25 protein-coding genes are annotated in these 22,718 nt (G+C 68.1%); 12 read left to right on the plus strand and 13 right to left on the minus strand.

The features are described 5' to 3' along the window. Positions 1 to 120: 120 nt before the first annotated feature. Genes GTH33_RS12750 through GTH33_RS12760 form a run of 3 tightly spaced genes read left to right on the plus strand, consistent with a single transcriptional unit; the run spans position 121 to position 2,044 of the window. Positions 121 to 1,092 (plus strand): SPFH domain-containing protein, encoded by a 972-nt coding sequence (locus tag GTH33_RS12750; protein WP_163958709.1) that lies wholly within the window; start codon positions 121 to 123, stop codon positions 1,090 to 1,092. Further along, the gene (locus GTH33_RS12755; protein WP_163958710.1) at positions 1,089 to 1,541 is read left to right on the plus strand and encodes an NfeD family protein; all 453 of its coding nucleotides are present in this window, start codon (positions 1,089 to 1,091) and stop codon (positions 1,539 to 1,541) included. Before GTH33_RS12750 ends, GTH33_RS12755 begins: the two co-directional genes overlap by 4 nt. A gap of 59 nt (positions 1,542 to 1,600) precedes the next feature. After that, a complete protein-coding gene (locus GTH33_RS12760) occupies positions 1,601 to 2,044 on the plus strand; it encodes an acyl-CoA thioesterase (RefSeq protein ID WP_163958711.1) in 444 nt (147 codons plus the stop codon). 79 nt (positions 2,045 to 2,123) lie between these two features. On the opposite strand, the gene GTH33_RS12765 is transcribed toward GTH33_RS12760, so the two are convergent. From GTH33_RS12765 to GTH33_RS12775, 3 genes are all read right to left on the minus strand, one after another. Then, the gene (locus GTH33_RS12765) at positions 2,124 to 2,741 is read right to left on the minus strand and encodes a class I SAM-dependent methyltransferase (RefSeq protein ID WP_163958712.1); all 618 of its coding nucleotides are present in this window, start codon (positions 2,739 to 2,741) and stop codon (positions 2,124 to 2,126) included. Between the two features lie 19 nt (positions 2,742 to 2,760). Further along, on the minus strand, positions 2,761 to 3,981 hold the full coding sequence (locus tag GTH33_RS12770) for a BtaA family protein (RefSeq protein WP_163958713.1): 1,221 nt from the start codon (positions 3,979 to 3,981) through the stop codon (positions 2,761 to 2,763). 136 nt (positions 3,982 to 4,117) lie between these two features. After that, the gene (locus tag GTH33_RS12775; protein WP_208403988.1) at positions 4,118 to 5,737 is read right to left on the minus strand and encodes a phosphoenolpyruvate carboxykinase; all 1,620 of its coding nucleotides are present in this window, start codon (positions 5,735 to 5,737) and stop codon (positions 4,118 to 4,120) included. Between the two features lie 181 nt (positions 5,738 to 5,918). Between GTH33_RS12775 and GTH33_RS12780 the strand changes: the two genes are divergently transcribed. The 7 genes from GTH33_RS12780 to GTH33_RS12810 all read left to right on the plus strand — a co-directional run bounded on the left by GTH33_RS12780 (position 5,919) and on the right by GTH33_RS12810 (position 11,144). After that, a complete protein-coding gene (locus GTH33_RS12780; RefSeq protein ID WP_163958715.1) occupies positions 5,919 to 6,626 on the plus strand; it encodes a response regulator transcription factor in 708 nt (235 codons plus the stop codon). Further along, the gene (locus GTH33_RS12785; RefSeq protein WP_163958716.1) at positions 6,595 to 8,169 is read left to right on the plus strand and encodes a sensor histidine kinase; all 1,575 of its coding nucleotides are present in this window, start codon (positions 6,595 to 6,597) and stop codon (positions 8,167 to 8,169) included. Before GTH33_RS12780 ends, GTH33_RS12785 begins: the two co-directional genes overlap by 32 nt. Positions 8,170 to 8,182: 13 nt before the next feature. Beyond that, complete coding sequence (locus tag GTH33_RS12790; protein WP_163958717.1) at positions 8,183 to 8,617, plus strand: HPr kinase/phosphorylase; 435 nt, start codon at positions 8,183 to 8,185, stop codon at positions 8,615 to 8,617. A 10-nt stretch (positions 8,618 to 8,627) separates the two neighbouring features. Continuing rightward, positions 8,628 to 9,536, plus strand: a complete 909-nt coding sequence (gene rapZ, locus GTH33_RS12795) for an RNase adapter RapZ (RefSeq protein WP_163958718.1) — start codon at positions 8,628 to 8,630, stop codon at positions 9,534 to 9,536. A gap of 14 nt (positions 9,537 to 9,550) precedes the next feature. Next, a complete protein-coding gene (locus GTH33_RS12800; RefSeq protein ID WP_163958719.1) occupies positions 9,551 to 9,958 on the plus strand; it encodes a PTS sugar transporter subunit IIA in 408 nt (135 codons plus the stop codon). Further along, a complete protein-coding gene (locus GTH33_RS12805; RefSeq protein ID WP_163958720.1) occupies positions 9,955 to 10,227 on the plus strand; it encodes an HPr family phosphocarrier protein in 273 nt (90 codons plus the stop codon). The genes GTH33_RS12800 and GTH33_RS12805 overlap by 4 nt, the downstream gene beginning before the upstream one ends. A gap of 116 nt (positions 10,228 to 10,343) precedes the next feature. Next, complete coding sequence (locus GTH33_RS12810; protein WP_163958721.1) at positions 10,344 to 11,144, plus strand: TrmH family RNA methyltransferase; 801 nt, start codon at positions 10,344 to 10,346, stop codon at positions 11,142 to 11,144. Positions 11,145 to 11,451: 307 nt separating this feature from the next. Here GTH33_RS12810 and GTH33_RS12815 read toward each other — a convergent pair whose 3' ends face one another. From GTH33_RS12815 to recR, 4 genes are all read right to left on the minus strand, one after another. Continuing rightward, a complete protein-coding gene (locus GTH33_RS12815) occupies positions 11,452 to 11,685 on the minus strand; it encodes a hypothetical protein (RefSeq protein ID WP_249054894.1) in 234 nt (77 codons plus the stop codon). Between the two features lie 8 nt (positions 11,686 to 11,693). After that, positions 11,694 to 13,139, minus strand: coding sequence for a DNA recombination protein RmuC (locus GTH33_RS12820; RefSeq protein WP_163958722.1), 1,446 nt, complete (start codon positions 13,137 to 13,139; stop codon positions 11,694 to 11,696). A gap of 190 nt (positions 13,140 to 13,329) precedes the next feature. After that, the gene (gene def, locus GTH33_RS12825; protein WP_163958723.1) at positions 13,330 to 13,851 is read right to left on the minus strand and encodes a peptide deformylase; all 522 of its coding nucleotides are present in this window, start codon (positions 13,849 to 13,851) and stop codon (positions 13,330 to 13,332) included. Positions 13,852 to 13,898: 47 nt separating this feature from the next. Then, positions 13,899 to 14,495, minus strand: a complete 597-nt coding sequence (gene recR, locus GTH33_RS12830; RefSeq protein WP_163958724.1) for a recombination mediator RecR — start codon at positions 14,493 to 14,495, stop codon at positions 13,899 to 13,901. A gap of 56 nt (positions 14,496 to 14,551) precedes the next feature. Here recR and fmt point away from each other — a divergent pair, with 56 nt between their 5' ends. Both fmt and truA read left to right on the plus strand, forming a co-directional pair. After that, on the plus strand, positions 14,552 to 15,478 hold the full coding sequence (fmt, locus tag GTH33_RS12835) for a methionyl-tRNA formyltransferase (RefSeq protein WP_163958725.1): 927 nt from the start codon (positions 14,552 to 14,554) through the stop codon (positions 15,476 to 15,478). Further along, the gene (gene truA, locus GTH33_RS12840) at positions 15,475 to 16,212 is read left to right on the plus strand and encodes a tRNA pseudouridine(38-40) synthase TruA (protein WP_163958726.1); all 738 of its coding nucleotides are present in this window, start codon (positions 15,475 to 15,477) and stop codon (positions 16,210 to 16,212) included. Before fmt ends, truA begins: the two co-directional genes overlap by 4 nt. A 52-nt stretch (positions 16,213 to 16,264) precedes the next feature. Here the strand turns inward: truA and GTH33_RS12845 are convergent, their stop codons facing one another. The 6 genes from GTH33_RS12845 to GTH33_RS12870 are packed head-to-tail and all read right to left on the minus strand — an operon-like array spanning position 16,265 to position 22,668. After that, on the minus strand, positions 16,265 to 17,452 hold the full coding sequence (locus tag GTH33_RS12845) for a class I SAM-dependent RNA methyltransferase (protein ID WP_163958727.1): 1,188 nt from the start codon (positions 17,450 to 17,452) through the stop codon (positions 16,265 to 16,267). Continuing rightward, the gene (locus GTH33_RS12850) at positions 17,449 to 18,837 is read right to left on the minus strand and encodes an NAD(P)H-hydrate dehydratase (RefSeq protein ID WP_163958728.1); all 1,389 of its coding nucleotides are present in this window, start codon (positions 18,835 to 18,837) and stop codon (positions 17,449 to 17,451) included. The genes GTH33_RS12845 and GTH33_RS12850 overlap by 4 nt, the downstream gene beginning before the upstream one ends. Then, positions 18,834 to 19,238: a hypothetical protein gene (locus tag GTH33_RS12855; RefSeq protein WP_208403987.1), complete on the minus strand. Its 405-nt coding sequence runs from the start codon at positions 19,236 to 19,238 to the stop codon at positions 18,834 to 18,836. The genes GTH33_RS12850 and GTH33_RS12855 overlap by 4 nt, the downstream gene beginning before the upstream one ends. After that, positions 19,225 to 20,943: a dihydroxy-acid dehydratase gene (ilvD, locus tag GTH33_RS12860; protein ID WP_163958729.1), complete on the minus strand. Its 1,719-nt coding sequence runs from the start codon at positions 20,941 to 20,943 to the stop codon at positions 19,225 to 19,227. Before ilvD ends, GTH33_RS12855 begins: the two co-directional genes overlap by 14 nt. Positions 20,944 to 20,986: 43 nt before the next feature. After that, positions 20,987 to 21,901, minus strand: coding sequence for a glycoside hydrolase family protein (locus tag GTH33_RS12865; protein ID WP_163958730.1), 915 nt, complete (start codon positions 21,899 to 21,901; stop codon positions 20,987 to 20,989). Continuing rightward, the gene (locus tag GTH33_RS12870) at positions 21,901 to 22,668 is read right to left on the minus strand and encodes an SDR family NAD(P)-dependent oxidoreductase (protein ID WP_163958731.1); all 768 of its coding nucleotides are present in this window, start codon (positions 22,666 to 22,668) and stop codon (positions 21,901 to 21,903) included. Before GTH33_RS12870 ends, GTH33_RS12865 begins: the two co-directional genes overlap by 1 nt. Positions 22,669 to 22,718 lie beyond the last annotated feature (50 nt).

Below are 22,718 nucleotides of genomic sequence, written 5' to 3' on the forward strand. Positions count from 1 at the left end.
GGCGGCGTATCCGGTTGCGATGCGACCGACGATCTGCCGAAGCGCGAGGCGTCTTTGTGCGACGTGAGGGTATGCTATGCACGCGGGACGTTGCGCGGGAGTCGCTTCGGCGGAGGGCATATGGGTATCACGATCGCTGCATTCGCTTTGGTACTGGTGCTGTTCTACCTGTTCACGAGCATCAAGATCGTTCGCCAGGGCTATCAGTACACGATCGAACATTTCGGCCGATACATCACCACGGCCAGTCCCGGCTTCAATTTCTACCCCGCCTTCTTCTATCGCGTCGGCCGCAAGGTGAACATGATGGAGCAGGTGATCGATATTCCGGGACAGGAGATCATCACCAAGGACAATGCGATCGTGTCGACCGACGGCGTCGTCTTCTTCCAGGTGCTCGACGCGCCCAAGGCCGCCTATGAGGTCAGCGACCTGTACGTCGCCTTGCTCCAGTTGACGACGACCAACCTGCGCACCGTGATGGGGTCGATGGATCTCGACGAAACGCTGTCCAAGCGCGACGAGATCAACGCGCGGCTGCTCTCCGTCGTGGACCATGCGACGGTGCCGTGGGGCGTCAAGATCACCCGGGTCGAGATCAAGGATATCCGGCCGCCGGCCGATATTGTCACGGCAATGGGTCGCCAGATGAAGGCGGAGCGCGAGAAGCGCGCCAACATTCTGGAGGCCGAAGGGACGCGGGCATCGGAGATCCTGCGTGCCGAAGGCCAGAAGCAGGCGCGTATCCTGGAGGCCGAAGGACGGCGTGAATCGGCCTATCGCGATTCGGAGGCGCGCGAACGCGCCGCCGAAGCAGAGGCCAAGGCGACCCGCGTGGTGTCCGAGGCGATCGAACAGGGCGGGACACAGGCGATCAACTATTTCGTCGCGCAGAAATATGTGGAGGCCATCGGCAAGTTCGCGACCAGCCCCAATGCCAAGACGATCCTGTTCCCGGTGGAGGCGACGCAGCTGATGGGGACGCTGGGTGGCATCGGCGAACTCGCCAAGGATGCGTTGGGCAAGGCCCCGGCGCCCGCGCCGACGCGCGGCGAACCGAAGCGGGGACCCTTCGAACTGCCCCAACAGTGACGCTCGACGCGATCGGCGGTGCGGGCGGCGCGTGGCTGATCGGTGCCCTGGCGCTCGGCATCGCGGAACTGCTGATCCCCGGTGTCTTCGCCGTCTTCCTCGCGATCGCGGCGGCCGTGGTAGGGCTCGCCGTACTCGTCGCACCGGCGCTGCCGCTAGAGGGGCAGATCGCGGCATTTGCCGTGTGGAGTGTCGTCACCGTCGTGATCGGCAAGCGATGGTACGTCGATTTCCCGATTGCGACCAGCGATCCGCAGCTCAACGATCGGGCGGCTCGCCTGATCGGGACGACGGCCATTGTGGACGTGGCGATCGACGCGAACGGCGGGCGCGTTCGGATCGGTGACGGGTCGTGGCCCGCATGCGGAACGGACGCTGCGGCAGGCGAGCGCGTGCGGATCACCGAGGTGCGCGGCGGCCTGGTGGTCGTGGAAGCGATCGACACCTAAATCTATTCTATGCCGCCGGGCAGGTGTCAGATCGCCGCGGACCTGCTATATGGCGTACCGTGACGCAGAGCATTCCCCATCTTTACCCGATCGGCATCGATCCCGGCGACATCGACTTCATGGGGCACGTCAACAACGCGAGCTACCTGAAGTGGGTCCAGGATGCGGTGGTAAGCCATTGGCAGAAGCTGGCGCCGGCCGAGGCGGTCGCCGCGCATCTGTGGGTCGCGCTGAAGCACGAGATCACCTATCGCAAGCCGACCTTCCTTGGCGACGACGTGATTGCGACGGTGCTGCTGGAAAAGGTGCAGGGCGCCCGCGCATTCTACGAGACGGTGATCCGGCGCGGCGAAGAGGTGCTGGCCGAGGTGAAGTCGAGCTGGTGTTGCCTGGATGCGGAAACCCTGAAGCCGGCGCGGCTGGCGCGCGATATCGTCGAACAGTTCTTCCAGCGCGGCGATGGTCCGGGATCGGCCAGCGGTCTGGCCGAGGGCAAGGCGTAACCTCGACCAGATCGGATTGGCTGCCAGTTGCACAGGACGGCAGCAGCCGCATCGCCGGGGCCATGGGACGCGTGTCGCCCTATCGGACAAGCGCCTTGCAGGCGTATCCTTTCCAGAGCGTCTCCGTCTGACTGTGGCGGCCATGGCATTGTGCCAGGCGAGTGAGCTCTTCGCGAAGGGTGTGCCGTGGCGTCACCTCGAAGCGCTTCAGCCAAGCCAGGAACGGCCTTCTCCACAACGCCGGCCAGTCGTGCTGCGTATCGAAATCCACGACAGCCATGCGCCCGGCTGGCGCCGTCACCGCGAGCCCCTGAGCCAGGGCGTCGCGCCAGGGCGGGATCATCGACAAAGTGTAGCTGAACACCACGCGATCGAACCGCGGCAACCCGAAGAGCGATGCCGCATCGAACCGAGCGGCATCCCCTTGCGCCAGCGTGATGCGATCCGACAATCCTGCCGACGCGGTCCGGGCGCGCGCCGTGGTCAGCATGGCTTCGGAAATGTCGAGGCCGTAGAACCGTCCCTGTGGCCATGCACGGGCCGCACGGATCAGGTTGCGACCGGTGCCGCAACCGATCTCCAGCACCGTATCCCCGCGTCGCAAGTCCAGCTCGTCGATCAGGGCATCGCGGCCGAAGAGGTAATATTTGCGGGTCAGGTCGTAGATGTGGCGTTGCGCGCTGTAGATGCGATCCATGCGGACGGCATGATCCACCTCATGCCCCCGCAAGGATGTAGAGGTGCACGCCGCCGTAGATCGCCGAGCGGTCCTGGCCCGTGAAGGTGCGCGATGCCTCTGCCTGATATCGCCAGCGTGACAGGGTCGCCGGTGCGATCCGGCCGGGTATGATGTCATCCTCTCCCGCAGTGCGGAAGAGGATGCGCGCGCCCGGCCGGGCGGTACGGGTGATCTCCCCCCACAAGGCATCGAGTTGCGCGTCGGTCATCCAGTCCTGCGCATCGAGCAGGACGTAGCGGTCGCAAGACGCAGCCGGCAGCGTGGCGAGATGTTCCGCAAGATTGGCGTGAACCAGCCCGATCCGGTCGACCCGGCTCGCCACCGCCGTATAATGCCGCGCCTGCAGATATGGCGGGAGCGGCGCCGCCGGTCCCTCGCCATATCGACGTCCGAATGCCTGCCAGGCGAAATAATTATCGCTGAGGTCGAAGTCGCAGGCGAGCTTCTCCAGCCGTTGGCGCAGCACGTCGGCCATGCGTCCATCGCCGGCGAGCGCGTCGAACTGCGCGGGCGGGATACCGAGCCCGAACAGCGACGCGGGCTGATCCGTCAGCCATTTTACCAACCCCCGATCGAAGACGGGGGCGACGTCGCGTTCGAAGATCGCGCGCTGTTCGTCCAAGGTTTGTGCCGCGAGCAGCAGGCGCGGGTCCATGCCATGCAACCGCGCGACGAGATGAGCCGCGCCGATGAAGCGGCCCAGCAGACCCCGCTTGTGGACGCCATGGACGAACCCGCCGATCCTGCGCCGACCGATCAGGTCGCGCCCTTCCCAATAGCGCCGGGTCGGTTCGTCGATGTGGGGACGGATATACCGCTGGTATGCTGCGAGGTTGTCGCGGCTGGCGGCATTGCCGAAGAAGCGGAGGAAGCTGGCGTGATCCGGCAGATGGCGTGCCGCGGCGAGCTTCAGGGTGCCGAGCGCGATGTGCGCGGTGTTGAGGTCGACCGCGGTGATCGCGCCCGGGTCGGCGGTCAGGTAGGACAATGCGTTGCAGCCGCCCGAGGCGATGGTGACGACGTGGCAATCGGGGGTGATCGCCAGCGCCGCCATGTCGACGACGGGGTCTTCCCAGATCTGGGCATAGACGAGCCCCCGAAATGCCCAGGCGAATGCGCGTTCCAGTAGGCCCTGTTTCGACAATTGCCTGTGCCGCTGCATTGCGGCGGCCACGGCCTTGTGCGTCGCGCCCGTCATCGATCCGCCCCTGCTGTTCGTCAGCGGCACCTTGCGCCCGCATTGTGACGGGCGAGGGTCGATCGTGCGATGCCGCGATGACAGCCGCCGCCGGGGTGCGGGGCCGGCGGACGATGCCGCCGGCCCCGCGATCGGTCTACGCGGGTTGCGCCGCCTTGCCCCGTGGCGCCGACTGTCGAACGCCCTCGTCGACATGTTCGGCAAATTGCGCGAAATTGTCGACGAACAGGTCGACCAGTTTCGCGGCGGTGGCATCGTAGTCGGCGGTGTTCGCCCACGTCTCCCGCGGGTCAAGGATCGCTGCATCCACGCCCGGCACGGTAACCGGCACCGCGAAGCCGAAATTGGGATCGATGCGGAACTCGGCATCCTTCAGACTGCCGTCGAGCGCCGCATTCAGCAGCGCGCGCGTCGCCTTGATCGGCATGCGGTTGCCGACCCCGTATTTCCCGCCCGTCCAGCCGGTGTTGACCAGCCAGCAATCGACGCCGCCCTTCGCGATCCGCTCCTTCAGCAGGTTTCCGTAGATCGAGGGGTGGCGCGGCATGAACGGTGCCCCGAAACAGGTCGAGAAGGTCGCGTCGGGCTCGGTCACGCCGATCTCCGTTCCCGCCACCCGCGCGGTATAGCCGGACAGGAAGTGGTACATCGCCTGATCCGGGGTCAGCCGCGCGATCGGCGGCAGCACACCGTATGCATCGGCGGTCAGCATCACGATGTTCTTCGGCACCCCGCCCATATTGTCTTCGGAGGCGTTGGGGATGAAGTCGATCGGATAGGCGCCGCGGCTGTTTTCGGCCAGACTGTTGTCGTCGAGGTCCAGCTGGCGGGTGACGGGGTCCATCACGACGTTTTCGAGCACGGTTCCAAACCGCTTGGTGGTCGCGAAGATCTCCGGTTCGGCATCACGCGACAGGCGGATCATCTTGGCATAACAGCCGCCCTCGAAGTTGAAGACTGCGGTATCGGACCAGCCATGTTCGTCGTCGCCGATCAGCGTGCGGCTGGCGTCCGCGCTCAGCGTGGTCTTGCCGGTTCCCGACAGCCCGAAGAACACCGCCGTCGACCCGTCCGCGCCCATGTTGGCCGAACAATGCATCGGCATGACGCCCGACGTCGGCAGCAGATAGTTGAGCAGGCCGAAGACCGACTTCTTCATCTCGCCGGCGTATTTCGTGCCGCCGATCAGGATCAGCTTTTCCGTGAAGTTCACGGCGATGACGGTCTCGCTGCGCGTCCCGTGCCGCGCCGGATCGGCGCGGAAGCTCGGCAGATCGATGATCGTATATTCCGCCTCGAACCCGGCAAGCTCATGCTCCTCGGGCCGGACCAGCATCGTGCGGATGAACAAATTGTGCCAGGCGAGTTCGTTGACGACGCGCACCCGGACGCGATTCTCGGGCTGCGACCCGCCATACAGGTCCTGCACGAACAGATGTTCCCTGTCGCGCAGGGCGGCAAGGAAATCGGCCTTGAGCGAGGCGAAATGCTCAGGGCTCATCGCCTTGTTGGATTTACCCCACCAGACGGTGCCGTCGGTTTCCCCATCGCGGACGATGAACTTGTCCTGCGCCGAGCGCCCGGTGTGCTGGCCGGTCTCGACGACGAGCGGACCATCGGCGGACAGCTTGCCCTCGCCACGCGCCACGGCGGCTTCGACCAGCCGGGCCGTCACCAGATTCCAGTGCAGGTCGGCGCGGGTCTCGATACCCTGCGCGGCAAGTCCGGCGTGCGGAATACGCTCGTTCACTAACATCCTCCCTATGTTCCAGCCTGGCGCACGCATCCTGGGGAGGGTCTGCACGCGCGCCGGCGATGCATGTCGCATAAGCCGGGCGGACGCAGGCGTCAAACCACGCGACCGGCGCGAGGACGGTTGAGCCGGTGCCCGCTTTGCCCTACCGCGGGGCGATCATGGGACTGAGGCTATCCCCCGCATGACGGCGACGATCGCGCTGGTCGACGACGACCGCAACATCCTGACATCCGTATCCATCGCGCTCCAGACGGAGGGTTTCCTGACCCGCGTCTATTCGGACGGCGAGACGGCGTTGAAGGCGTTGACGGACAATCCGCCCGACCTTGCCATCTTCGACATCAAGATGCCGCGGATGGACGGGCTGGAACTGCTGCGCCGCCTGCGCGAGCGAAGCCAGATCCCGGTGATCTTCCTCACCAGCAAGGACGACGAGCTGGACGAGGCGCTGGGCCTTGCGATGGGGGCGGACGACTATATCGCCAAGCCCTTCAGCCAGCGCCTGCTGATCGCACGGATCCGCGCGATCCTGCGCCGTACGGAAATCGCGATGTCGCCGACCGAGGACAGCGGGGCCGCAGGCGCCGATCCGCTGGTGCGCGGCCGACTGTCCATGGACCCCGCCCGTCATCGGACGACCTGGAACGCCGAGCCGGTGACGCTGACCGTCACCGAGTTCCTCATCCTGGAAACGCTGGCCCAGCGACCGGGCATCGTGAAGACGCGGAACCAATTGATGGACGCCGCCTATCACGACGACATCTACGTCGACGACCGGACGATCGACAGCCACATCAAGCGCCTGCGCCGCAAGTTCCGTCAGGTCGATCCGACCTTCGATTCCATCGAGACCCTGTATGGCGCCGGCTACCGATTCTCCGAGGAGTGAGTCGCGGCTGGAGGGTGCCGATCTGGCGCTGCGCTGGTCTGGGCAGATCTCGCTCACCCGGCGTATCCTCGCGGTCAACATCTTTGCGTTGCTGCTGCTTGCGGGAGGGTTCTTCTATCTCGATTCGTATCGCAGCCGGATCGTCGATGGTCGTGTCGCGCAGGCGGATCGCGAGGCGCGACTGATCGGCGAGGCGCTCGCCATGGTCCGCGCCGACCAGCGCAACGACCTGATCGCGCGCCTTGCCGAGGATACCGGTGCCCGGCTGCGTGTCTTCGCGACCGATGGGCGGATGGTGGCCGACAGCCGCGCGCTGGGCGTCCGCAATGCCATCCTGCTCGATCCGGACAAGCAGGAATGGGACCAGACGGTCGCGCGGTTTCTGGACGCGGGAATCGACACGGTGGTGGGCGCATCGCGTCCGCCGCTGTACCGCGAACGCCGGGATGGCCGGCAATGGCCCGACGTCGCTGCCGCGCGCCGGCAGATGCGCCCATCGGCCAGCGTGTGGCGTGCGCCGGACCGGACGCCAGTCATCACCGCAGCAGCACCGCTGCCGGGCGGCGTGGTCATGACGACGATCAACGCACGCGACATCACGCAGACGGTGCGGATCGAACGGTTCAGGCTGAGCCTGGTGCTGCTGGTCGTGACGATCGTATCGGTGCTGCTGTCGCTGTTTCTGGCACGCACCATCGTTCGGCCGCTGCGGCGGCTGGCGCGCGCCGCCATTCGCGTCCGGCTGGGCCGCGCGCGCGAGGTGGTGGTGCCGCGCCTGCCGTCGCGCCGGGACGAGATCGGCAGTCTGGCGCGCGCCCTGTCGGACATGAGCCTTGCGCTACGGGCGCGGATCGACGCCACCGAGGCGTTTGCCGCCGACGTGACGCACGAGATGAAGAACCCCCTCGCCTCGCTTCGGTCCGCGGTCGAGGGACTGGGCGCGGTGAAGGACCCGGCGTTGCAGGCGCGGCTGCTGGCGATCGTACGCGACGACGTCCACCGGATGGATCGGCTGATCACCGATATCTCCGAGGCGTCGCGCCTGGATGCACAGTTGAGCCGCGCGAAGTTCGAACCGCTGGATGTCGCCGCGATGATCGACGCGCTGGTCGAACAGCGGATCGCGCGCGACGTCGAGCGCGGCGTGCGGTTGCGGTTCGATCACCAAGGCGGCGCGCTGGTGACGCTTGGTGAAGGTGCGCGGCTGGAGCGGGTGTTCGAGAATCTGATCGACAACGCGCTGTCCTTTTCCCCGGACGACGGCGTGATCGCGATCGCGCTGGGGCGCGAAGGCGAGGACATCGTCGTACGGGTCGAGGACGAAGGCCCCGGCGTACCCGAAGAGGCGCGCGAGGCGATTTTCCGGCGGTTCCAGTCGATCCGCCCCGAAGGCGAGGCGTTCGGACAGCATTCCGGACTGGGGCTCGCCATTGCGCGAACCATCGTCGAGGCGCATCAGGGCAGCATCGCCGTCGAATCGCGCGAGGATCGGCTGGGCGGCGCCCGCTTCGTCGTCCGCCTGCCGCTCGTCGATGGTCATTGAACGGTACGGAGCCATGGCGAGCCTTTCATCGGAAACCCTGCACGCGACTAGCGTCGCGATCGATGGCCGCGCCGTGCTGTTGGAAGGGCTGTCGGGCGTGGGCAAGTCCGACCTGGCGCTGCGCCTGATCGACCGGGGGGCGGTGCTGGTCAGCGACGACCAGACCCTGCTCGTGCGCAAGGGACAGCAATTGCTCGCCCGCGCGCCGGGGACGATCCGCGGCCAGATCGAGGTGCGCGGGGTGGGTATCGTCACCCTGCCGCATGTCGAGGATGTGCCGGTTGCGCTGATCGTGCGGCTGGGCGTCGAGCCGATGCGGATGCCCGAGCGACGCCAGCGGCGGCTAGCCGGCGTGGTGGTGCGCGAGGTGGCGTTCGAGGCGTTCCATGCATCGACGCCGCTGAAGATCGAATGGTCGCTGCGCCAGCCAGAGGCAACCCCGGCGTGAGGCGTCCCGCATGACCAAGGACATCCTGCTCGTCACCGGCCTGTCGGGCGCGGGCAAGTCGACGGTGTTGAAGACGCTGGAAGACCTTGGCTGGGAAGTCGTCGACAATCTGCCGCTGGTGCTGCTCGACCGGCTGCTGGACGCCCCGCTCGCCGCGGGTACCGCCGACGACAGCCAGCCGCTGGCGATCGGGATCGGCGCCCGCACCCGCGATTTCGATCCGAAGCGGATCGTCGAGCGCATCCGGTCGCTGCGCGACGATCACGATCTCGACATCGGCATGCTGTTCCTCGACTGTTCGGGCGCGGAACTGGAGCGGCGCTATTCCGAGACGCGGCGGCGGCATCCTCTCGCCCCGGATCGCCCGGCCGGCGACGGTATCGCGCGGGAACGCGAATTGCTGCGGCCGCTCCGCGATTGGGCCAATCGGTTGATCGACACCACCGACCTGGGCGCCAATGCCCTGGCGCAGCAGGTGCGGACGACCTTTGCGACATCGGGCAACGATGCGCCGGTGCTGTCGATCCAGTCGTTCGGCTTTGCCCGCGGGCTGCCGCGCAATGCCGATCTGGTGTTCGACATGCGGTTCCTGCGCAACCCGCATTGGGACCCCGTGCTGCGGCCGGGGACCGGACTGGACCCCGATGTCGCGGCCTATGTCGCGGCGGACCCGGCCTATGCGGCGGCGATGGAACAGATCGGCGCGCTGCTGGAGCTGCTGATCCCCCGCTATCGGGCGGAGGGCAAATCCTATGTCAGCGTGGGGATCGGCTGTACCGGAGGGAGACACCGGTCGGTTCATGTCGCCGAGCACCTCGCTGACCGGTTGCGCGCGGCGGGTTTTTCGCCCACCATCATGCATCGCGACCTGGGGGCCGCACCGCAGGACTCGCTCGAGGGGCCGCCGGCCAGCAAATGAGTAACGTATCTGAGATGATTGGCCTCGTTCTGGTGACGCATGGGCGGCTCGCCGAAGAGTTCGTGACCGCGATGGTGCATGTCGTCGGTCCGCAGGAGCGGATCGCGACGATCTCCATCGGTCCCGACGACGATATGGAGACGCGCCGCGCCGACATCGCCGCGGCCATCGCCGCCGTCGATGTCGGGCGCGGCGTGATCGTGCTGACCGACCTGTTCGGCGGCACGCCGTCCAACCTCGCCATCTCGCTGATGGAGCGCGGCCGGGTCGAGGTCATCGCGGGCATGAACCTGCCGATGCTGATCCGGCTGGGATCGGCACGCAAGGCGATGAAGGTGGTCGAGGCCGTCGCCGCGGCGCGCGAGGCCGGGCGCAAGTACATCTCCGTCGCGTCGGAAGTGCTGGGCGAGGCGGCGGCGTGAGCGAGATCGCGCGCACCGTGCTGATCACCAACAAGCGTGGCCTGCATGCGCGGGCTAGCGCCAAGTTCGTCACCCTCGCCTCCAGCCAGCCATGCGAGGTGCATGTCCGCAAGGACGATGGCGCGGTCACCGGCACGTCGATCATGGGCCTGATGATGCTGGGCGCGGCGATGGGGGACGAGATCACGATCAGCGCCACCGGCGACGGGGCCGATGCCGCGGTCGGTGCCCTGGTGGAACTGGTCGAGGCCAAGTTCGGCGAGGACTGACCGCGCGGACCGGCCGCATGGACTGACCGCGGGCGCCGAGCGCAGGGATCGAGCCTTGGGGCGCGGGTCGTTTTCGGCTTGCACCGGCCAGCGGCCGGGGCGATGGCGAAGCGGCCATGCCCCGTGAAATCACCGCCTTTTCGAACCCCCTCGTCAAATATGCGCGTGAGTTGCGCGACAAGAAGCATCGCCGCGGATCGCGCCAGTTCATGGCGGAAGGGCTGCGCATCCTGACGGAGGCGCGGGATACCGGGCGCCTGCCCAGCATCCTGTTCTACGCCGCCGGCAATGCCGACCACCCACTGGTGCACGCCCTGTCGATCGACGTCGAGATGGCGGGCGGCGAATCGATCCAGACGACGCCCGATATCCTGTCGAAGCTGTCGGGGAAGGACAATCCGCAGGCGGTCGTCGGCGTGTTCGACGAATTCGACGCGCGGCTGGAGGATCTCGACCGGTCGACGGCGGGGATCTGGCTGGTGGCGGAGCGACTGCGCGATCCGGGCAACCTCGGGACCATCCTGCGCACCGCGGATGCGGTCGGTGCGGGCGGGCTGATCCTGATCGGCGAGTGCGTCGATCCGTTTTCCGTCGAGGCCGTGCGCGCGAGCATGGGGGCATTGTTCACGATTCCGGTCGTGAAGAGCGAATGGACGCCGTTCCTCGACTGGCTGCGGCAGGGTCCCGGACAGCTGGTCGGGCTGAGCCTGGATACCGAACATGATTATCGCAGTGCAGCCTATAGTGCGCCGACGTTCCTGCTGACCGGCAACGAGGCGCAGGGGATGCCGGCGGACTATGCCGCGGCCTGCGACCTGCTGGTCAAGATCCCGATGCTGGGGAAGGCGGACAGCCTGAACGCCGCGGTGGCGACGGCGGTGATGGCCTATGAGGTGCTGGCGCAGCAGCGCGGATAACCTGCCAAGCAGGACAACATGAACAAGTGGGGCACCTGGATGGAAACGTGCCGACGGGACCGTTTCCGTTTCGGTGATGATCGGCCGGCGGCGATGAGAAGGAGCGTCGTGGCCGGCGGGTAACGCGCCGCGGCGGGGTAGGACAGCGCCGCCGTATGTCCGATCTTTGTCAGTACATTGGTGGGGGCGTCGTCCAACGTTCCCTGTTATCCGGCCGCGGGAGTCGATTCGGTGTCTGTTGCGCCCTGCCCTCACCCTGCGCCGCCTTCAGCGTCTTTCCCTCTCCCGATGGGAGAGGGACGAGGGGTCAGCCCCTGACCATGCCGGAGACGCGGACGCGGCCGCCCTGGTCGATGACGCGGCCGGACACCATGCCGCTGATCCACGCGCTGGCGCCCGGTTCGACGATCACGTCGCCGGCGACCATGCCGCTGATTCGGACGTCGCACCCCGATCGCACGACCACGTCGCCGGCGATCATGCCCGATACGCGACCATCGCCATCCATGATGAGATCGCCACTGTGCATGCCGCGCATCATTCGTCCTCCTATTCGGCTGCGTCCGGCAGGCGCAGCGGTTGTTCGTCGCCATAGCGTGCCAGGGCGTCCACCGGTTCCAGCACGGCGATGTCGCGCGCGCCCGGTTCGATGTTGAGGTCGCGGAACTTGCGAGCCGACACCAGCGCCCGACTTTCGAAACTGGAGACGAAGCTGTTGTAATTGTTGACCGCGCTGGTGAGGCCAGTGCCCACCTTGCGAAGGTCCTCGCCCGCCTTGGCGAGGCGGTCGTAGAGTTCCTTGCCAAGCACCCCGATCTCGCGCGCTTCGGTCGCGAGCTTTTCCTGCCGCCACACCGCCGCGACGGTGCGGGCGATGGCCACCAGATTGGTCGGCGTCGCCAGCAGCACGCGCTTGTCGAAGGCGAACTGCCAGATGTCGTTGTCGTGTTCGAGCGCGGCGGACAGGAAGTGCTCGCCCGGAATGAACATGATGACATAGTCGGGGGTATCGGCGAACTGCGACCAATAGCTTTTCGCCGACAGGCCGTTGATGTGCGCGCGAATGGAGGCCGCATGGGCAGCGAGCCCCGTGCGACGGTCGGCATCATCGACCGCGCCGAAGGCATCCTGATAGGCGTTGAGCGACACCTTGGCATCGATGATGAGCGATTTCCCGCCCGGAATGTTGACGATCGCGTCGGGACGCAGGCGGCCGCCCTCCCCGTCCGCGACGCTGACCTCCATCGCGAAGTCGGTGTGTTCGGCGAGACCGCAGCTTTCCAGCACGTTGCGCAATTGCTGTTCGCCCCAGCGGCCGCGGGCCTTGGGCGCGTTGCGGAGCGCGTTGACGAGCTTTGCCGCTTCGCCCGACACCCGCTCCTGACCGAGGCGCATCTGTTCGATCTGCCCCTTGAGGTCGCCGAAGGCGTCGCGGCGCTCCGCCTCGACCTTAGCGACCCCTTCCTCGTAGCGGAGCAGGCGATCATTGACCGGCTGGAGCAGCGATTTGAGATTGGTGCCGGCCAGTTCCTCGGACTGGCGAAAGCGCGCCTCGGCACGATCGAGGAAGGCCTTTTGCGCGTCGGTCAGCGCCTTGTTGGCGAGGTCGTTGAACTGCGTGGCCATCAGGTCCTTGGCCTCGCGCATGTCCGTCAGCCGCGCCTCGAACGCCTCGTGCTGCGCCGCCATGGTGGCGAGGTCGGCGCGGGCGGCGTCGCGATCGGCGCGGATCGCCGTCAATTCCGTGCGGAGCGATTCGGCGGTGGCGATGCGGTCTTCGGCCTGCGCACGCAGCGCGGCGAGGTCGCGGATCGCGTCGTTGCGCTCACGCTCGACGGCATCGCGGGTCTGGCGGATCAGATCGGCGTCCGCCGCCCTGCTCTGCGCGACGGCAAGATCGGCGACGAGGGTCGCCGACTTGCGACTCGCGAGCAGCCAGCCGACGACGAGGCCGGCGATGAGCGCCAGGATGGCGATGATGAGCGACTGATCCACGTCCGTATGTCCCGAAAGTCACGAAAGTCGCACTCGTGCAAAGGTGCGACCACTGCGACGAACACCCCGAAGGACATGCGTCAGCGGGGAACATACGTCGAACGCGGCGTGTAGGACAGCGTTAAAAAGGCCGGCGGGGTCAATCGTCGCGGGAGCCGATGCAAACGGACGGTGTCACGCCGCGCCAGCGTCAGCCCCGGCGCATCTTCGTCAGCTTCTTCATCACCATATCGCGCTTCAGCCGGCTGATGTGATCGATGAAGAGGACGCCGTTGAGGTGGTCGATCTCATGTTGCATGCAGGTAGCGAGCAGGCCAGTCAGGTCTTCTTCATGGCTTGCGCCCTGTTCATCCTGCCAGCGGACGCGGCAGGCGGCGGGACGCTGCACGTCGGCATATTGTTCGGGGATCGACAGGCAGCCCTCGTTGTAGGTGCTCGTCTCTTCGCTGGTCGAGAGGATTTCGGGATTGATATAGGCGTGGGGCGCCTTGATCGGCTTGTCGTCCTCGTCCTTGTCGTCCTGCAGGTCGATGACGAGGATGCGGCTGTCGACGCCGACCTGGATCGCGGCGAGACCGATGCCGTTGGCCGCATACATGGTGTCGATCATGTCCTGCACGAAGGCGCGCGTATCGTCACCGATCGTTTCGACCGGCTTGGAGATGACGCGCAGGCGCGGATCGGGGATTTCGACGATGGGAAGGACTGCCATGCCGCGTCCGCTAGGTCGCGCGACCTTTGGCGTCAAGATTGGCGGGATCACGCAACCGGACGGCGGGCGCGCAGCGCCTGCGCCAGCGTCCCTTCGTCGAGATAGTCGAGTTCGCCGCCGACCGGCAGGCCGTGCGCGAGTTGGGTGATGCGGATCGGGAAGCGTTCGATGCGATCGGCGAGATAATGTGCGGTGGTCTGCCCTTCGAGCGTGGCGTTCATGGCGAGCACCACCTCGTCGATGCCGCCCACCTCGACGCGGGCGACGAGGGCGTCGATCGCCAGGTCCTCGGGACGGATGCCTTCGAGAGCGGACAGGCGGCCGCCGAGGACGTGGAAGCGGCCCGGAAAGAGGCGCGAGCGTTCGAGCGCCCAGAGGTCGGCGACCTCCTCGACCACGCAGAGCGAGCGCTGGTCGCGGCGGGGATCGGCGCAGATCGCGCAGGGGTTGGCGGTGTCGACGTTGCCGCACACCGTGCAGGTTTCGAGCCGCTCGTCGACCGCTTCGAGCGCGGCGCGCAACGGGCCGAGCGCCGCCTCGCGCTTCTTGAGCAGGTGGAGCACGGCGCGGCGGGCCGAGCGGGGGCCGAGGCCGGGAAGACGTGCCAGCGCCTGGGTCAGGGCTTCGATTTCAGGAGACGCCATATTGGGAACAGATAGGGGGTTGCGCGCCCGCCCGCCAGCGCGTTGAAGGCGTCCCCATGCGGATCATCTTCATGGGAACCCCCGACTTCGCGGTGCCGACGCTGGAGGCGCTGGTCGCGGCCGGGCACGACGTCGTGGCGGCGTACAGCCAGCCGCCGCGACCGGGCGGGCGCCGCGGGCGCGAAACGGTGGCATCGCCGGTACAGCAGCGGGCCGAGGCGCTGGGGATCGCGGTGCGGCACCCTGTAAGCCTGAAGGATGCGCAGGAGCAGGCGGCGTTCGCGGCGCTGGCGGCGGATGTCGCCGTGGTGGCGGCATACGGGCTGATCCTGCCGCAGGCGGTGCTGGATGCGCCGCGCCACGGTTGCCTGAACGTGCACGGGTCGCTGCTGCCGCGCTGGCGGGGGGCGGCGCCGGTACAGCGGGCGATCCTGGCCGGCGATGCCGAGACCGGCGTCGGCATCATGCAGATGGAGGCGGGGCTGGACACCGGACCGGTACGGCTGGAGGGACGCACCGCGATCGACGGCAAGACCGCCGGCGCGTTGACCGACGAACTGGCGATGCTGGGCGCACGGCTGATGGTCGAGGTGCTGGACGACCTGGACGCGCACGCGCCGGTGGCGCAGCCGGACGACGGCGTCACCTATGCGAACAAGATCGACAAGGCGGAGGCGCGCATCGACTTCACCCGCAGCGCGGTGGAGGTGGAACGGCTGGTCCGGGCGATGAACCCGGCACCGGGCGCGTGGTTCGAGGTCGCGGGCGAGCGGATCAAGGTGCTGCGAGCCGAGGTGCTGCCGTTCAGCTTTCCGGGTGGCGACGGCACGACCGTCGATGCCGGGCTGACGATCGCGTGCGGCGACGGGGCGATCCGCCCGACATCGGTGCAGCGTGCCGGGCGTGGGGTGACGACGACCGCCGAGCTGCTGCGCGGCTTTCCGGTGCGATCGGGCGCGCGGTTGAACGAGGGTGCGCTTTGACGCGGTTCGCGCTGACGGTGGAATATGACGGCCGGCCGTTCATGGGCTGGCAACGGCAGAAGCATGGGCCGAGCGTGCAGGAGGCGCTGGAGGCGGCGGTGTTCGCGGTAACCGGCGAGCGGGCGGCGGTGCATGCGGCCGGGCGCACGGATGCCGGCGTGCATGGCCTGGGGATGCGGGCGCATGTCGACGTGGCGAAGGACATCGCGCCGTTCCGGCTGATGGAGGCGCTGAACGCGCGGGTGCGGCCGCACCCGGTGGCGGTGCTGGATTGCGTGCCGGTTGCCGACGACTGGCACGCGCGGTTTTCCTGTATCGGCCGGTCGTACGAATATCGCATCGTCAACCGGCGGGCGCCGTTGACGTGGGAGGCGGGGCTGGCGTGGCAGGTACCGCAGGTGCTGGATGCGGATGCGATGGCCCGGGCCGCGGCGGTGCTGGTCGGGCGGCACGATTTCACGACGTTCCGCTCGGCGCATTGCCAGGCCGATTCGCCGGTGCGGACGCTGGACGTCCTGTCGGTGGAGCGGACCGGGGAGCGGATCGCAGTGCGGGCCGCGGCACGGTCGTTCCTGCATCATCAGGTGCGGTCGATGGTCGGTTGCCTGGCGTTGGTGGGCATGGGCCGGTGGTCGGTCGACGATGTGGCCGACGCGCTGGCGGCGCGGGACCGGGCACGGCTGGGGCTGAATGCGCCGCCTGATGGCTTGTTCTTTGTGGCTGCGGCGTATTGAGGCGCGAAGGCGGCGAAGATCGACGTCGCCTCCCGCGCTTTCCCGCCTGCCGCTACCGCACGAAGCGGGCGGCCAGTTCGACGTGGGTGGACCAGCGGAACTGGCCGACGGGCTGGATCCAGTCGATGCGCCAGCCGCCATCGACCAGCAGCCGGGCGTCGCGGGCGAAGCTCGACGGGTTGCAGCTGACGTAGCCGATCACCCTGGCCTGGCAGGCGGCGAGCGCTTCGGCCTGGTCGCGCGCGCCGGCACGGGGCGGATCGATGACGATGGCGTCGAAGCGGTCGAGTTCGGCGACGGTCAGCGGGCGGCGGTACAGGTCGCGGTGTTCGGTGAAGACCTGCAGCTGGCCGCGCGAGGCGGCGGCCTTGAGCGAGAACAGGGCATCGCGCGCGCCCTCTGCCGCATAGACGCGGGCGGGCAGCGCGAGCGTGAAGGTGCCGAGACCGGCGAAGAGGTCGGCGACGGTACCCGCGCCCCGGGTCGCTTCGCGCATCGCGGCGACGAGCGCGTCCTCGCCCCCCTGCGTCGCCTGCAGGAACGATGCCGGGGGCAGCGGCACCGGGTGGCCGCCGAGGGTGATGGTGACCGGTTGCGGTTCCCAGCGGGTCTCTGCGCCATCGCCGCTGTCGAGCGTGAAGCGCGCGATGCCGTGGCGTTCGCAGAAGCCGGTGATCGTTTCGGCGGCGACGAGGCCGTCGGCGGTGAGGTTGGTCACCATGACGTCCGGCCCCTGGTCGGACAGCGTCAGTTGAACATCGCCGCGGCGTTTGAAGCCAAGCTTTTGCAGCAGCGCGCGCAACGGCCCGACGACCGCGAACAGCGCCGGCGCCAGGATGTGGCATTCGCGCATGTCGACGATGTCGTGGCTCTTTTCGGCGGTGAAGCCGAGGGTGACACGGCCGCCCTTGCCCTCTGCATGCAGCGTCGCGCGGCGGCGGGTGTTCGGCGGCGAGACGAGCGGTGGGCGCAGATCGGCCGTAAGGTTCTGTCCGTCGAGCGCGCTCGCGACGCGATCGGTGACGAAGGCGGCGTAGGACGCGTCGTCCAGATGCTGGAGCTGGCAGCCCCCGCATGCCGGGAAGTGCCGGCATGGCGGCGTCTGGTGATGGGGGCCGCGGGTGAGGGTGCCGTCGGCGGCGAGGCTGTCGCCGGGGGCGGCGAATGCGGCGTGGCGGCCGTCTGCGGTGACGCCATCGCCGCGGGCGGCGACGCGCAGGATCGTGTTGTCGGAAGTCATGCGCCGGCTCTGGCGGGGGTCAGCGCGTTTGCCAAGTCGTCGGCGACGAAGCTGGCACCGCAAAGCTGGCCTGCGCGGGCGTGCAGCCAGGTGCCGGCGCTGGCGGCGGCGAGCGGATCGGCGCCGGGATGCGCGAGCTGCGCGGCGATCGTGCCGGCAAGGACGTCGCCGGTGCCTGCGGTGGAGAGCCATGGGTTGCCACCCGGGTGGACGCGGGTGGCGGCGGCGCTCGCGACGATGGTGGTCGGGCCTTTCAGGACGACGATCGCACCGGCGCGGGCAGCCGCGCTGCGCGCCTGATCGAGCAGCGAGCCGGCGGGCGTGCCGAACAGCGCCTTGAATTCGCCGGCGTGGGGGGTGAGCACCACTGGCCGTGTGCGGCGCGCGGGCGCGTCGAGATCGAGCAGGTGGAGCGCATCGCCGTCGATCACGAGCGGATGGGCGTCGGCGGCGACCAGCGCGGCGAGCCGGTCGCGCGCCACGGCGTCGCGGCCGAGGCCGGGACCGATGAGGATGGCACCGATGCGCGCGTCGGACAGGGCGTCGCCGTCGAAGGGGCGGTGGACGATGGCGTCGGGACCGCCCTGCCCGCCGTCACCGTAGAGCGCGACATAGCCGGCACCGCTGCGCAGTGCGGCGACGGCAGCGAGGCGGGCGGCACCCGCCATGTGCCCGGCGACGATGGCGACCATGCCGCGGGTATATTTGTGCGAGGCGGGGCCGGGACACGGCAGGTCGGGCGTGCCGGCGACGGTGACGGCGGCCGGACGATCGATGCCGAGGTCGATCAGGCGGACCGCACCGCAGGCAGCGGCAGCGGGGTGGAGGACGTGGGCCGGCTTCAGCGCACCTAGCGCGAGCGTCACCATCACCGGCGCGTGCCGCGCCCAATCGGGAGCGGTGGCGGCGTCGGCATCGGTACCGCTCGGCAGGTCGGCGGCGATGACGAGGCGGGCATCGCGGGCAAGTTCGGTCATCCGCGTGTCGAGATCGTCGTCGAGGGCGCGTGAAAGACCGGTGCCGAACAGGCAGTCGATCAGGATCGGAGCGGGTCGTGCCTGTGCGAAGGGCTCCACTTCGCCAACCCACCGATCACGGGCGTTACGGGCGGCCGGGGTCTTCGGATCGGCGGTCGCGGCGATCCGGACGGGGAAACCCTGGGAGTGCAGGACCGACGCGGCGATAGAGCCATCGCCGCCGTTGTTGCCGGGGCCGCACACCACCAGGATATCCGAGCCCGCCGCGAGCCGTCGTACCGCCGCTGCGATGCCCTCGCCCGCGCAGCGCATAAGCGTGTCGACGGACGTGCCGGCCGCGACGGCGGCGTCTTCGGCGGCGCGCATGCCGGCCGCCGTCAGGATCGGCTGGCCGTCGATGGCGATCACGACCCGCTCTTGATCGTCGCGGGCAGGCGGTAGCGATCGTCGCCGATGGCGACATCGATCGAGCGCGGATCGGGGATGGTGACGCGCGCCGGTTCGGCACCGTCGGCGGCGACGACGCCGCGGCCATCCCTGGTCACCAGCAGCCGGTGGAAACCGCCATCGGCATGGCGCACCGTGAGGATCAGGCCGCGTTCGCCCTGCGCCTGTTCGACGGTGCAGGTGCGCTGCAACGCGCCCTGCCCGCGCGCGCACAGGATGTTGCCGTCGTCCTCTGCCGCCTTGGCCTGATCGGCCTCGACCCGGGCGAGGACGTTGGTGTCGGCAGTCTGCGGGCCGGACTGGCCGCACGCGGCGAGGAGCAACAGCGCCCCCGCCGCGATACCACGATCAGATGTCGGCATAGACGTGGGTTTCGGCCTTGGCGCCGGGATGGGTGACGGCACCTTGCCATGCGGGTCCGACGTTTCGGGCATAGCGCCACAATGCGCCCGAGCCATAATCGTTCACCCGCGGTTGCCATGCGGCCCGGCGAGCGGCGAGCGTCGCGTCGTCGACGAGGAGATCGATCGTCCCCGCCGCGGCATCGATGCGGATCGTGTCGCCATTCTCGACCAGCGCGATCGGTCCGCCCTCTGCCGCTTCCGGGCCGACGTGGCCGATGCAAAAGCCGCGGGTCGCGCCTGAGAAACGGCCATCGGTGATGAGCGCGACCTTTTCACCCATGCCAAGGCCATAGAGCGCGGCGGTGGTCGACAGCATCTCGCGCATGCCGGGGCCGCCCTTGGGTCCTTCGTAGCGGATGATGAGCACCTCGCCCTCGACGATCGAGCGCGCCTCCACCGCGGCGAAGCAATCCTCCTCGCAATCGAAGACGCGCGCGGGGCCCTCGAACTGCAGGCGGTGCATGCCCGCGACCTTCACGATCGCACCATCGGGCGCGAGGCTGCCGCGCAGGCCGACGACGCCGCCGGTCGGGCTGAGCGGCGTCCGGACGTCGTAGATGACCTTCTGATCGGGGTTCCACGTCACCTGATCGATGTTCTCGCCCAGGGTCTTGCCGGTGACGGTCATGCAATTGCCGTCGAGTAGGCCGTTCGCCAGCATCGTCTTCATCAGCATGTAGACGCCGCCCGCCTCGTACATGTCCTTGGCGACATATTGGCCGCCGGGCTTGAGGTCGGCGATATAGGGCGTCGACTTGAACGCCTCGGCAACGTCGAACAGGTCGAAATCGATGCCCGCCTCGCTCGCCATCGCTGGCAGGTGGAGCGCGGCGTTGGTCGACCCACCGGTGGCGGCGACGACGCGGGCGGCGTTGATGAAGGCTTCGCGGGTGCAGATGTCGCGCGGGCGCAGCTGCCGGCCCACCAGTTCCATCACCTGTGCGCCCGCCGCGACGGCGATCTGTTCGCGCGTCGTATAGGGCGCGGGGACCATGTTGCTGTTGGGCAGGCTGAGGCCGATCGCCTCGCCGACGCACGCCATGGTATTCGCGGTGAACTGTCCGCCGCAGGCACCGTGGCCGGGACAGGCGACCTTTTCCAGCTCGTGCACTTCGGACAGCGGGCAGGCGCCGGCGGCATATTTGCCGACGACCTCGAATACGTCGACGACGGTGACGTCGCGGTTCTGGAAGCGGCCGGGCAGGATCGAGCCGCCGTAGACGAAGATCGAGGGGATGTTGAGGCGCAGCATCGCCATCATCATGCCCGGCAGCGACTTGTCGCAGCCGGCGAAGCCGACCAGCGCGTCGTAGCAATGGCCACGGACGGACAGTTCGACCGAATCGGCGATCACTTCGCGGCTGACGAGCGAGGCCTTCATCCCCTGATGGCCCATGGCGATACCGTCGGTGACGGTGATCGTATTGAACCTGCGCGGCATGCCGCCGCCGTTGATGACGCCCGCCTGCGCCGCATCCGCCTGCGCATCGAGCGTGGTGTTGCAGGGTGCGGAGTTGTTGCCGGCGCTGGCCAGCGCCACGAAGGGCTTGGCGATATCCTCTTCGCCGATGCCCATGGCATAATAATAGCTGCGGTGCGGGGCGCGCTCTGGCCCCACCGAGACGTGGCGGCTCGGCAGGCGGGTCTTGTCGAACTGGGTCATGGCGACGCCCTATGTCGCGAGAAGGCCCTTCGACGCAAGCTTCTTACGCGTAATATCGGATGCGCGCACACCGCAGCGTGCGATCCTCCAGCGAGAAATAGAGGGAAATCAGATTGTCCTCGATCACGGTGGAGGCGGCAAAGGCGATATCGGTCTTGCCGCGATCTTCCGGCGGTGGCGGCAGGATGACGGGTTCGAGGCCGCGGCCGGTGACGGTGGCGAAGTCGGGCGAAAAGCTGATCCAGCCGATCCGCCAGCGCGCATCCAGCGTCGCGCCGTTGTAGAACATGACCGGATCGGCGCCCGGCACCCGGCAGATCGGGCCGGTCGACAAATGCCAATTGTCCCACGAATCGACGCGGATCGGAAAGGGATCGGCGAGCGATGTCCAGGGATCGCCGAGCGTGTCGGCCCGCGCGATGCCGATGCGGGAGGCGCCGATGCCCCGTTCTTCGGCAGCGGCATATTCGTAGAACAGGCGCCAGTCGCCTGCGGCGGTCTGCGCGAAGGTCGCCTCCTTGATGTTGCCCTCACCCGCCGGCGCGGCGAGCGCGACGCGGCGCTTGATCAGTCGGTCGAGCGATGGCCCGGACGCGGCGATCAGCACCCCTTGCGAACGGGCGGCATCGACACCCGTATAATAGACGACATAGCCGCCATCGTCGGTGACGAGGACGGTCGGGTCTTCGCAGCCGCCCGCATCCGGATCGGCGGGATCGTCGCCGGGCGCGATCGCCAGTTGCGCGTCGAGCGTGAAGTGCAGCCCATCGTCGCTCCAGCCGCTGGCGATCAGGCCGGTGGGATCGTGCAACCTCAATGGCGCGGGTACGCCGCGGACCAGCATGCGGAATCGATCCCCTTCCCGCCAGACGAAGGGGCTCATCAGGTCCATGCCGTCGATCGGCGAGCCGGGGGCGATGGTGACGGTGTCGAGCTGCTCGACCGCGTAGGTGGGCATCAGGCCCCCGGCGCGACGATGAGCGACAATGCGCCATCGATGGTGACGGTGGTGCCGGTGATATAATCGGCGGCCGGCGAGAGGAGGAAGGCGACGAGGCCTGCGACCTCGTCGGCGCTGCCCGCCCGACCCCAGGGGATGTTCGCCTCCTGCCGGGCGCGATAGACGGGATCGGCGACGGCATGGGCATTCATCGGCGTCAGGATCATGCCGGGGGCGACGCCGTTGACCGCGATCCGGTTCGGCGCGAGTTCCAGCGCCAGCGTCGCGGTCAGCTGGGCAAGGCCGCCCTTGGCCGAATCGTAATCCGCGCCGCCGGGCCGCGGCGCGCGTTCGTGGATTGACGATATGTTGACGATGCGGCCACCCTGCCCCGCCTTTTCCGCAGCCCGCGCAAAGCGGCGGCAGGTGAGGAACGGTCCGTAAAGATCGGACCGGACGACGCGATCGAATTGCGCGAACGGCATGTCGACCAGCTTCGTACCCGTCATGTTGAGGCCGGCGGAATTGACGAGCCACGTTGCGAAGCCGAAGGTGCGCTCCGCCTCGGCGAACAACGCCTCTACCGCGGCTTCGTCGGACACGTCGCACTGGACGGCGTGGGCGTGGTCGGCGCCACCCGCCGCGCTTGCCACGCCGTCAGCAGCGGCGGCGTCACGGAAATAGGTGAAGACGACGCGCGCTCCCGCCTTCGCCAGCGCGGCGACGCAGGCGGCGCCGATTCCGGATTCGCCCCCGGTAACAATTGCGATCGGCGTGTCGGTCATGGCATCCCCTGGCGTCATCGTCAGGAGAAATGCGACCGGATCACGTTCGT

The organism is Sphingomonas insulae (assembly GCF_010450875.1).
GTDB lineage: Bacteria > Pseudomonadota > Alphaproteobacteria > Sphingomonadales > Sphingomonadaceae > Sphingomonas > Sphingomonas insulae.

Coding starts and splice junctions, on each gene's coding strand:
- GTH33_RS12815 (WP_249054894.1), bottom strand. CDS start 11,685: ATGATGCGCGGCATGCACAGTGGCGATCTCATCATGGATGGCGATGGT.
- GTH33_RS12845 (WP_163958727.1), bottom strand. CDS start 17,452: ATGACTTCCGACAACACGATCCTGCGCGTCGCCGCCCGCGGCGATGGC.
- ilvD (WP_163958729.1), bottom strand. CDS start 20,943: ATGACCCAGTTCGACAAGACCCGCCTGCCGAGCCGCCACGTCTCGGTG.
- GTH33_RS12790 (WP_163958717.1), top strand. CDS start 8,183: ATGGCGAGCCTTTCATCGGAAACCCTGCACGCGACTAGCGTCGCGATC.
- GTH33_RS12775 (WP_208403988.1), bottom strand. CDS start 5,737: ATGTTAGTGAACGAGCGTATTCCGCACGCCGGACTTGCCGCGCAGGGT.
- fmt (WP_163958725.1), top strand. CDS start 14,552: ATGCGGATCATCTTCATGGGAACCCCCGACTTCGCGGTGCCGACGCTG.
- GTH33_RS12785 (WP_163958716.1), top strand. CDS start 6,595: ATGGCGCCGGCTACCGATTCTCCGAGGAGTGAGTCGCGGCTGGAGGGT.
- rapZ (WP_163958718.1), top strand. CDS start 8,628: ATGACCAAGGACATCCTGCTCGTCACCGGCCTGTCGGGCGCGGGCAAG.
- def (WP_163958723.1), bottom strand. CDS start 13,851: ATGGCAGTCCTTCCCATCGTCGAAATCCCCGATCCGCGCCTGCGCGTC.
- GTH33_RS12780 (WP_163958715.1), top strand. CDS start 5,919: ATGACGGCGACGATCGCGCTGGTCGACGACGACCGCAACATCCTGACA.
- GTH33_RS12800 (WP_163958719.1), top strand. CDS start 9,551: ATGATTGGCCTCGTTCTGGTGACGCATGGGCGGCTCGCCGAAGAGTTC.
- GTH33_RS12865 (WP_163958730.1), bottom strand. CDS start 21,901: ATGCCCACCTACGCGGTCGAGCAGCTCGACACCGTCACCATCGCCCCC.
- GTH33_RS12770 (WP_163958713.1), bottom strand. CDS start 3,981: ATGACGGGCGCGACGCACAAGGCCGTGGCCGCCGCAATGCAGCGGCAC.
- GTH33_RS12810 (WP_163958721.1), top strand. CDS start 10,344: ATGCCCCGTGAAATCACCGCCTTTTCGAACCCCCTCGTCAAATATGCG.
- recR (WP_163958724.1), bottom strand. CDS start 14,495: ATGGCGTCTCCTGAAATCGAAGCCCTGACCCAGGCGCTGGCACGTCTT.
- GTH33_RS12750 (WP_163958709.1), top strand. CDS start 121: ATGGGTATCACGATCGCTGCATTCGCTTTGGTACTGGTGCTGTTCTAC.
- GTH33_RS12765 (WP_163958712.1), bottom strand. CDS start 2,741: ATGGATCGCATCTACAGCGCGCAACGCCACATCTACGACCTGACCCGC.
- GTH33_RS12855 (WP_208403987.1), bottom strand. CDS start 19,238: ATGCCGACATCTGATCGTGGTATCGCGGCGGGGGCGCTGTTGCTCCTC.
- GTH33_RS12870 (WP_163958731.1), bottom strand. CDS start 22,668: ATGACCGACACGCCGATCGCAATTGTTACCGGGGGCGAATCCGGAATC.